This is a genomic window from Streptomyces sp. NPDC089915, assembly GCF_040684675.1.
Classification (GTDB): Bacteria; Actinomycetota; Actinomycetes; order Streptomycetales; family Streptomycetaceae; genus Streptomyces.
Window position 1 is genome coordinate 23047 of record NZ_JBFBGN010000083.1, and the last position, 8969, is coordinate 32015.

Here is an 8969-nt window from a genome sequence, read left to right on the forward strand (position 1 = left end):
ATGCTCCGCTCCACAGTCTGCGTCTCTCGTCTGCAACATTGCTCGACATCAAGATATCTCGTGATCGGCCCGGTCAGGACAGCCCCCTGCCGCAACCCGAGCGAGACGCGTGTCACCCCGGCACGCGAAAGCGCCGTCACCGGCTGCGACGGGCCGGTGACGGCGCTGTGGCGTACGGGTCGCCCGGGGGCGTATCAGGCGGCGATCTGCTTCGGGCTGGGACCGTAGGCGTTGGGCCCGGCGTCACCCTCGCTGGCCATCAGGACGAGCATCCAGATGAACCCGACGAAGGGGATGAGGCTGATCAGGTACCACCATCCGGACTTCCCGGTGTCGTGCAGCCGGCGGACCGTGACCCCCAGGGAAGGGAGGAAGACGGCGAGGGTGTAGATCCAGGTGATGACCGGGTAGCTGCCGAGCACGTAGTCGAGGATCGTGAGGACGATGACGATCGGGATGTTCCAGAGGAGGAACATCCAGTACTCCTGGCGGCGGGCGCGGCCCTGGAAGTCGGCGTACCGCTTGATGACGTCGAGGTAGTAGTTCACGAGTCCCCCCTTGGGACGGAACCTGCGGCCCCTCCCCTGTGAAAAACGGGGCCGGGCCGGACTTATGCCCTCCCTACGACGCCCTCAAGCCACTTCGAGCCAACCGGATAAGGCCAGCACCCTTGGTTTCAGCGGGAGTTGTGCCGCTCAGCGGCCCGGCCTCAGCCGATGTGGTACGAGTCCCCGTACACCTTCCAGTCGAGCGGGGTGTTCAGGTTGAGGTTGCCCTTCTTGAGGAAGACGCGCTGGGCCGTGTCGACGCGGCTGGTGTCGCTGTGGGCCTCCTCCTGCTTCATCGCCCAGACGCGGGCGTCGAGGAAGGCGTTCAGCCAGGTGGTCTCGTTGCCGCCCTGGGCCGGGGGCTTGGCCTTGGAGAGGGCGCGCTTCCTGATGTTGCGGAAGCTGGTGGCGTCGCCGCCGTCGCCGTGCATGACGATGGCGTCGTAGTAGGCGAACTGGCCGAGGGTGCCGACGCCGTCGGCCTTGCCCTGCTTGACGGCGGGGTCGAAGTAGACCCGGTCGCGCTCGTGGTCCTGGGCCTTCTTGAACTCGGCGTCCTGGGCGGCCTTGGCCCAGTCCTTGGTGAAGTTCGGGTCCAGGCCGGCGTGGGAGTCGCCGCCGTTGACCTTGCGCAGGGCCGGGAGGTACTTGGCCAGCACGTTGCCGGGCTTGACCTGGGTGTAGTACTCGACGAGGTCGAGCATGTCGCCGGTGCCGGAGCAGAAGCCGATGATGCCGGCGGTGTAGCCGCGGCCGTCGCCTATGTCCTCGATGTACTTGTACTGGGCCTTCCAGTCGAGGGAGGAGTTCTCGGCGCTGGAGACGATCTGCATGGCGATGTCCTTCTTCGCCGGGTCGTCGAGACCGGTCGCCGCGCGGGCGGTGACCGGGGCGGGTGCCGGGGCCGCGGCCTGGGCCGTGGCCGGCGCGGCGAGGAGGGCGGCGCCGAGGAGCGCGCCGATGGTCATGGCGGTGCGTCGGGTCGTGAACACGAGGCCTCCGTATGGGGGTTGAGCCTTCCCTGTTCCGTTAGGAAACTTTCCTACCAGATATGGGGTCGGCGGAACACCCCCGGAGCACCCTTCGCGTTCCGGTTACAGCCAGCCGTTGCGGCGGAAGCCCCGGTGGATCACCCAGCAGGCCACCGCCATCACGCCGAGGACCAGCGGGTACCCGTAGGTCCAGTGCAGTTCCGGCATGTGGTCGAAGTTCATGCCGTACACCCCGCACACCATCGTGGGCACCGCCACGATCGCCGCCCACGCCGTGATCTTCCGCATGTCCTCGTTCTGCGCGACCGTCACCTGCGCCAGGTGCGCCTGGAGGATCGAGTCGAGGAGGCCGTCGTAGGCGGCGATCTGCTCGGTGGCCCGCGTCAGGTGGTCGGCCACGTCGCGGAAGTACGCCCGGACCTCCGCCGGGATCACCGGTATCGGCTGCGTGGCGAGGTGTTCCAGCGGCCGCCCCAGCGGGGCCACCGCCCGCCGCAGTTCGAGGAGTTCGCGCTTGAGCTGGTAGATCCGGCCCGCGTCGCCCCGTCCGCCGTGCTCGCTGAAGACGGCCGTCTCCACGGCGTCCATGTCGCTCTGCACCGCGTCCGTGACGGCCACGTAGTCGTCCACCACGTGGTCGGCCATGGCGTGCAGCACGGCCGCCGGACCCTTCGCCAGCTGCTCCGGCTCGGCCTCCAGGGCCTCGCGGACGGGGCCGAGGGTGCCGTGGCCGCCGTGCCGGATGGTGATGACGAAGTCCTCGCCCACGAAGGCCATCAGCTCGCCGGTCTCCACCACCTCGCTGGTCGCCGTCAGCTCCTCGTGCTCGACGTAGCGGACGGTCTTGAACACCGCGAAGAGGGTGTCGTCGTAGCGTTCCACCTTGGGCCGCTGGTGGGCGTGGACGGCGTCCTCGACGGCCAGCGGGTGCAGCCCGAGGAGCTCGGCGAGCCCCGCGAGTTCCAGCTGGGAGGGCTCGTGCAGGCCGATCCAGACGAAGCCCTCCCCTGTCTTGCGGACCCGGCGCAGCGCCTCCTCGACCTCGGCGCAGCCCTCCTGGCGGATGCCGTCCTGGTAGACCACGCAGTTGACCACGGCGCTGCCGAGCGGCGAGCGGGCCGGGTGGCTGAGGTCGACGGCCCTCCGGTAGCCGCGGCGGACGGCCCGGCGCAGGTTGCTGAACATGGACAACGCGGTACTTCCCTTCGGCGGATCAGCGGCCAGTCTGCCACCGCCGCGCCGGGGAACCCGTCCGAGGTCAGCCCCGGTCGACGAAGACGCTGGTCGACTTCACCCGCGCCGTGGCCCGCGAGCCCACCTCCAGGCCGAGCTCCTCCACCGCCTCCCGGGTCAGCAGGGAGACGATGCGGTGCGGGCCGGCCTGGATCTCCACCTGCGCGTCGACCGTGCCGAGCTTGACGCCGGTGACGATGCCGGGGAAGGCGTTGCGCGCCGAGGTGTACGGGGCCTCCTCGCCGTCGGCCCCCTCCTGCGCGGCCTCCACGCAGAACGCGGCCAGGTCCGGGCCGTCGACCATGCGGCGGGTGCCCTCGCGGCGGGTGGGGAAGCGCTCGGCGTCGGCCCAGCGGCGGGCCGTGTCGACGCTGACGCCGAGCAGCCGGGCCGCCTGGCCGATGGTGTAGGACTCCATGCGCGCAGCTTAGGCGGGGGGCGGGCGGGGGCCTAACAGGCGGGGGAGGAACCCTTCTGGCCGGTGAGGTCGCGGTTGTAGAGCCAGCCCGTCTGGTTGGTGCCGTCCACGCGGACGAACGTCCACTGGTTCCCGTACGAGTTGACGATGTAGCAGTGGTACCAGAGCTTCGTGCCGCTCTTGACCAGGGCGCCCTGGGCGCACTGCTGGTAGGGCGCGGCCAGCAGGTGGTGGTCGCCGGATATGAAGCCGTAGGTGCCGGGCTTGGGGTCCTTGTGGGTCCAGCCGGCGCAGCCCGTGGGCACGGGGCCCGGCTTGGCCGAGGCGGACGGGGAGGCCGACGCGGAGGGCGGGGCCGTCTTCTTCGAGGCGCTGGGGGACGGCCCGGTCTTGGACGGGGAGGGGGACGGGCCCGGGCTCGCGGTGCCCGGCGGGGTGCCCGGGGAGGCGGTCCCGGGGGCGGTGGCGGGCGGCGTGGCCGTGGTGCGCGTCTTCTTCCCGCCGCCTCCGGAGGTCAGGGCGTACGCGGCGCCTCCGGCCCCGAGCACGGCGACCACGGCGACGGCCACCGCGACCCGGCCCCGCCGCCGCGCCCGGCCCCCGCCGGCGACGGGCGCCGCGCCGCCGGGCGGCGGGTAGGAGGGGGCGGGGTGGGGCTGATAGGGCTGGTGCGGAAACGATTCGTCGGCGGCGGGCGGCGGCCCGAAGCCGGGCGGCGCGACGGCACCGGGCGCCGCGAAAGGCGCCGCGCCGGGCCCGGCGGACGGACCGGCGGCGGGCGCGGCACCGGACGGCGGCGCCACCGCTGACGGCGCCGTGGGCGTCGGTCCGAACACACCGGCCGGGGGCTGCGGCACGGCCGCGCCCGGCCCCACCGCCCCCGTACCGCCCGGCCCCTGCGGTACGGCCTGCCCCGGCTGCCCCGGGTACACCCCGGCGGCTCCCCCGGCCCCAGTCGCGCCGCCCGCCCCGGCCGCCACCGCGTCGAGCATCGCCCGGGCCTGGTCGGCGGTCGGCCTGGCGTCGGGGTCCTTCGCCATCAGCGCCTGGAGCACCGGCCCGAGCGGCCCCGCCCGTCCGGCCTCCGGCAGCGGTTCGGCGACGATCGCGGACAGCGTCGACCACACCGAGGTCCGGCGGAACGGCGACACCCCCTCCACGGCCGCGTACAGGGTCATCCCCAGCGACCAGATGTCCGAGGCGGGTCCGGGCTCCCGGCCCTGGGCGCGCTCCGGCGGCAGGTAGTCGAGCGAGCCGACGATCTCGCCGCTGCGGGTCAGCTTCGCCAGTTCCCCGTCGTCGGGGTCCTGCATGCTGGCGATGCCGAAGTCGGTGAGGACGACCCGGCCGCCGCGCTCCAGCAGCACGTTGCCCGGCTTGACGTCCCGGTGCAGGACCCCGGCCCGGTGCGCGGCGTCGAGGGCGTCCATCAGCTTGGCGCCGATGGCGGCGGCCTCGTACGGGTCGAGCGCGCCCTGCCGCTCGACGAGGGCGTCGAGCGAGGGCCCGTCGACGAGTTCCATCACGATGACCGGGAGTCCCTGCTCCTCGGTCACGTCGTGCACGGTGACCACCCCGGTGTGCCGGATGCGCGCGGCGGCCTGCGCCTCCCGCCGCATCCGGGTGCGCAGGTCGGCGAGTTCGGCGGGGCCGGCATCGGTGTAGGCGCGCAGCAGCTTGACGGCGACCTCGCGGCCGAGCAGCTCGTCCACCGCCCGCGCCACCACGCCCATGCCGCCGCGGCCGATCACCGAGGTCACCCGGTAGCGCCCCCCGAGCGCCCTGCCGACGAGGTCCCCGTCGTTCGTCTGCTCCGATGGCACCGGCACCGCCCGCTCCGTTCCCTCACCGGCCGTCCGTCGACGGCCTGCCGGGGCCAAGGGTAGAGGGCATGATCACTCGGGGGTCCACCCGGCCGTCGCAGCCCGTTCAGCCGGCGTCCTCGCGGGGCAGGTGGGTCCTGGCCTCCTCGTAGCCGGCCTCGCCGGGTGCGGCGGCGGGGGCGTAGAAGAGGCTGAGGACCCCGGTCTCGAAGGTCTCGCAGGTGAGCAGCCTGAGCGGGACGGGGGGCACGTCCTCCTCGAAGAGCCGCATGCCCCGGCCGACGGCGAGGGGGTGCACCAGCAGCTGGAGCCGGTCGAGTTCGCCCGCCGCCAGCAGCTGCCGCACGACGGAGACGGAACCGCTGATGGCCACGGGCCCGCCGTCCGGTTCCCGGCGCGGCGCCCTGACCCCTTCGACGAGGTCCCCGCGGAGCAGCTCGGCGTTGCGCCAGCCGAGGTCGGGGGATCCGCGGGACACGACGATCTTCCGTACGTCGCCGAGCCGCCCGGCGAAGGCGGCGTCCTCCCCGCCGACCGCCTCGCGCCCGGGCCAGGCCCCGACTTCCGGGGCCGCGCCTCATCCCGGGCGCGCCCGGGGCGGCGCGGTCAGCGCGAGCGCTCCCCCGCGCCGGGGGCGGGCCGCCCCGGGGGCACCAGCGCCTCGCGGGCGGTCTCGGCGACCAGCCGGGCGACCGCCGCCAGGGCGGGCGAGTCCAGCTTCCACTGCTGCCAGTAGAGCGGTACGTCGAGGGTCCGCCCCGGTGTCAGCCGGACGAGGGCCCCGGCGCGCAGCAGGGGTTCGGCCTGCGGCGCCGGCACCAGCCCCCAGCCGAGCCCGGCGGCCACCGCGTCGCGGAAGCCCTCCGAGGTCGGCACCCGGTGGCGGACGGGCGAGGCGCCCGCGGCGTCCCCGGTGAGGGTGCGGACGAAGGAGTCCTGGAGGTCGTCGCGGCGGTCGAAGACGATGGTCGGCGCCCGCCGCAGGTCCGCGGCCGGGTCCCCGGCCAGGTGGCGGGCGGCGAACCCGGGGGCGGCCACCGGAAGGTAGCGGACCAGGCCGAGCGCCCGTACGGTGCACCCCGCCACCGGGTCCGGCGAGGAGGTGACGGCCGCCATCACCTGGCCCTCGCGCAGCAGGGCGGTGGTGTGGGACTCGTCCTCGCGGTACAGCTCGAAGCAGACGGGCGGGTCCTGCGGGACCCGGCTCAGCACCGGCAGGAACCAGGTGGCCAGCGAGTCCGCGTTCACGGCGATGGGCAGCCGGACCGGCCCCTGTCCATCGGCGGTCCCCATCCCCAGCTCGGCCCGGGCGTCGCGCTCCAGGCGGGCCAGCTGGCGGGCGAAGCGGACCACGACCTCGCCCGACTCGGTGGCGCGGACCGGTTTGGTGCGCATCAGCAGGACCCTCCCGGTGCGCTGTTCCAGGGCCTTCACGCGCTGGCTGACGGCGGAGGGCGTCACGTGCAGGGCGGCGGCCGCCGCGTCGAAGGTGCCCTCGTCCACGACCGCGAGGAGGGTCCGGACCTGGTCCAGGGGAAGCTCGTCCATCACGAACGCTAAGGGTACGTAAAAATCTTTAGCTGTACTGCGCACCGGGTGCTGTCTACCGTCGGAGACATGAACAACGGCATCACCACAGCGCTCCTGGCCGGCTTCGGCACCGGCCTCTCCCTCATCGTCGCCATCGGCGCACAGAACGCCTTCGTGCTCCGGCAGGGCGCGCGCCGGCACGCCGTGCTGTGGGTGGTCGCCATCTGCGCCCTGTCCGACGCCGTCCTCATCGCCCTCGGCGTGGCCGGCGTCGGCGCCTTCGTCACGGCCTGGCCGGCCGCGCTGACGGCCGTCGGCATCGCCGGCGGCGCCTTCCTCGTCTGCTACGGGATCCTGGCCGCGCGCCGGGTGCTGCGCCCGGCCCCGGGCGCGGCCCTCAGCGCCGAGGGCGCCGCCACCGGGTCCGCCCGCGCGGCCGTGCTGACCTGCCTGGCCATGACCTGGCTGAACCCGCACGTCTACCTGGACACCGTCCTGCTGGTGGGCTCGCTCGCCGCCGACCGGGGCGATCTGCGGTGGGCCTTCGGGGCCGGGGCCGTCCTGGCCAGCCTGATCTGGTTCTCCACCCTGGGGTACGGGTCGCGGCTGCTCAGCGGGGTGCTCGCGAAGCCGGGCGCCTGGCGGGTGCTGGACGGGCTGGTGGCCGCGACCATGGTGACGATGGGCGGCATGCTCCTCGCCCGGGCCTGAGGTCCGGGCGGGGCCGGGCGCGCCGTGGTAGGTATCCCGGTGCGCGGGCACCGCCCCCGCCGCCGCACCGCCACCCCGCCGCCCGGTCCGCCGATCCCAGGAGCCGTCACCGTGCCCGACCGCCCGTCGCCCGAGGCGCTGCGCGCCTATTACGCCGCCCAGCCGTCCCCGCTGGTCGCCGCGACCGGGATCGTCCTGGACGGGGCGGGGCGGGTCCTCGTCCTGACCCCTTCGTACAAGGACGGCCTCGAACTGCCGGGCGGCACGGTGGAGGACACCGAGACCCCGGAGGAGGGGCTCGCGCGGGAGCTGAAGGAGGAGCTGGACCTGGCGGTGCCGGTGGGGCGGCTGCTCGCCGTGGACTCCTGCGCGCCGGGCGCGCTCGGGCGCTCGCTCGTGGTGCACGTGTACCTGGTGGGGCCGCTCCCGGCCGACCGGGCCGGGGCGCTCTCCTTTCCGGACGGCGAGGTGTCCGAGGCCCGCTGGCTCTCCCCCGACGAGGCGGTGCGGCAACTGCCCCCACGGCTCGCGCCGCGGCTGCGCGCCGCGCTGGCCGCGCTGTACTCGGGCTCGCTCGCGCACCTCGTCGACGGGGTGCCGCAGCCCGGTTCGCCGGCCGGCCTCGACCCGGCGGACCGGGCGGCCCGGGAGCACGCGGGCGGGTACGACGCGGCCGCGCACCGGGCGGCCCGGCCCAAGGCCCTCACGGCGGCGAACGTGCTGTTCACCGACGGGTCCGGCGGGGTGCTGCTGGTCCGGCCCGGCTACGGCGGGCCGGGCCGCTGGCTGCTGCCCGGCGGCGGGGTCGACAGCGACCTCGGGGAGACGCCCCGGGCCGCCGCCGCCCGGGAGGTCCGCGAGGAGATCGGGCTGGAGCTCGCCCCCGGCCGGCTGCTCGCCGTCAACTGGTCCCACCGGCCGGGGTACCCGGCGCGGGTGCGGTTCCTCTACGACGGCGGGGTGCTGGACGCGGGGACGCTGGCCCGGATCCGGCTGGATCCCACCGAGCTGCTGGAGTGGCGGACCGCGCCCCGCCGGGAGCTGCGCGGGCTGGTCGGACCGCACCTGCGCCGGCAGATCAAGGCCTGCCTGAAGGCCCTCGCCGAGGGCGGCGGTCCGCTGGAGCTGCACCGGGGCCGCCCGGTGTGAGGCCGGCCGCATACCCCCTACCCCCGTGGAGTATGCGGCGCCGGCTCGCATACGATGCCGGCATGGGTACGCGAGCGGGACGAGTGGGGAGGCCTTCGGGGCCGCCCGCCTTCCTGCTGCTCGTCCTGGCCGTCCTCACGGGCCTGGTCGCCATGCACGGCCTGGGCCCGGGCGGCCTCCCCGGCCCCACCGGCCCGGACCCGTCCCAGACCGGGGCCGTCCACACGCGGGCCGGGGCCCTCCGGACCGGGACCGAGCGGATCCGGGCCGAAGCCGGCCCGCACTCCGCCGGGGCCGTCACGGTTCCGGCAGCCGTCCCCGTCCACACCGAGGACGGCAGGCCCGGCACCCGGGTCGTCCCCCGCACCGGTGCGGTCCGCGCCCACACCCCCGCCGCCTCCGGCCAGGGCGCCGCCGAAGCCGCCGCGCCGGCCGATGACGCCTGCGGGTGCACCCACGCCGACGTCCCCGCGCACGGCGGGCGCGACGGCGGCCATGCCGAGCACGCCGACCCCACCTGTGCGGCCTCCGGCACCAGCGGCGCCCCCGTGCTGCCCGCCCAGGC

General features: G+C 74.9%; 10 protein-coding genes. 3 read left to right on the top strand and 7 right to left on the bottom strand.

Annotated elements, in window-relative coordinates; translation table 11 throughout:
* Nucleotides 1-194: 194 nt before the first annotated feature.
* From AB0O29_RS23235 to AB0O29_RS23265, 7 genes are all read right to left on the bottom strand, one after another.
* Nucleotides 195-548 carry a DUF805 domain-containing protein gene (locus tag AB0O29_RS23235; protein WP_365154249.1) on the bottom strand — a complete coding sequence of 118 codons (354 nt, stop codon included), beginning with the start codon at nucleotides 546-548 and terminating at the stop codon, nucleotides 195-197.
* 161 nt (nucleotides 549-709) lie between these two features.
* Nucleotides 710-1516, bottom strand: a complete 807-nt coding sequence (locus AB0O29_RS23240; protein WP_365154264.1) for a chitosanase — start codon at nucleotides 1514-1516, stop codon at nucleotides 710-712.
* A 126-nt stretch (nucleotides 1517-1642) separates the two neighbouring features.
* The gene (gene corA, locus AB0O29_RS23245) at nucleotides 1643-2725 is read right to left on the bottom strand and encodes a magnesium/cobalt transporter CorA (RefSeq protein WP_365154251.1); all 1083 of its coding nucleotides are present in this window, start codon (nucleotides 2723-2725) and stop codon (nucleotides 1643-1645) included.
* A 73-nt stretch (nucleotides 2726-2798) separates the two neighbouring features.
* Nucleotides 2799-3191: a TOBE domain-containing protein gene (locus AB0O29_RS23250; protein ID WP_365154252.1), complete on the bottom strand. Its 393-nt coding sequence runs from the start codon at nucleotides 3189-3191 to the stop codon at nucleotides 2799-2801.
* Nucleotides 3192-3223: 32 nt separating this feature from the next.
* Nucleotides 3224-5014, bottom strand: coding sequence for a serine/threonine-protein kinase (locus AB0O29_RS23255; RefSeq protein WP_365154265.1), 1791 nt, complete (start codon nucleotides 5012-5014; stop codon nucleotides 3224-3226).
* Nucleotides 5015-5120: 106 nt separating this feature from the next.
* Nucleotides 5121-5492 (bottom strand): dihydrofolate reductase family protein, encoded by a 372-nt coding sequence (locus AB0O29_RS23260; RefSeq protein WP_365154254.1) that lies wholly within the window; start codon nucleotides 5490-5492, stop codon nucleotides 5121-5123.
* Nucleotides 5493-5620: 128 nt separating this feature from the next.
* Nucleotides 5621-6562, bottom strand: a complete 942-nt coding sequence (locus AB0O29_RS23265) for a LysR family transcriptional regulator ArgP (protein ID WP_365154256.1) — start codon at nucleotides 6560-6562, stop codon at nucleotides 5621-5623.
* Between the two features lie 69 nt (nucleotides 6563-6631).
* Here AB0O29_RS23265 and AB0O29_RS23270 point away from each other — a divergent pair, with 69 nt between their 5' ends.
* From AB0O29_RS23270 to AB0O29_RS23280, 3 genes are all read left to right on the top strand, one after another.
* On the top strand, nucleotides 6632-7255 hold the full coding sequence (locus tag AB0O29_RS23270; protein WP_365154258.1) for a LysE/ArgO family amino acid transporter: 624 nt from the start codon (nucleotides 6632-6634) through the stop codon (nucleotides 7253-7255).
* 111 nt (nucleotides 7256-7366) lie between these two features.
* Nucleotides 7367-8404 (top strand): NUDIX hydrolase, encoded by a 1038-nt coding sequence (locus AB0O29_RS23275; RefSeq protein WP_365154260.1) that lies wholly within the window; start codon nucleotides 7367-7369, stop codon nucleotides 8402-8404.
* A 62-nt stretch (nucleotides 8405-8466) separates the two neighbouring features.
* On the top strand, nucleotides 8467-8969 hold a 503-nt coding region (locus AB0O29_RS23280), incomplete at its 3' end, for a hypothetical protein (RefSeq protein WP_365154262.1).

Excerpts from the sequence above, each read along its gene's own strand:
- corA (WP_365154251.1), bottom strand. The coding sequence starts at position 2,725 with ATGTTCAGCAACCTGCGCCGGGCCGTCCGCCGCGGCTACCGGAGGGCC.
- AB0O29_RS23240 (WP_365154264.1), bottom strand. The coding sequence starts at position 1,516 with ATGACCATCGGCGCGCTCCTCGGCGCCGCCCTCCTCGCCGCGCCGGCC.
- AB0O29_RS23250 (WP_365154252.1), bottom strand. The coding sequence starts at position 3,191 with ATGGAGTCCTACACCATCGGCCAGGCGGCCCGGCTGCTCGGCGTCAGC.
- AB0O29_RS23265 (WP_365154256.1), bottom strand. The coding sequence starts at position 6,562 with ATGGACGAGCTTCCCCTGGACCAGGTCCGGACCCTCCTCGCGGTCGTG.
- AB0O29_RS23270 (WP_365154258.1), top strand. The coding sequence starts at position 6,632 with ATGAACAACGGCATCACCACAGCGCTCCTGGCCGGCTTCGGCACCGGC.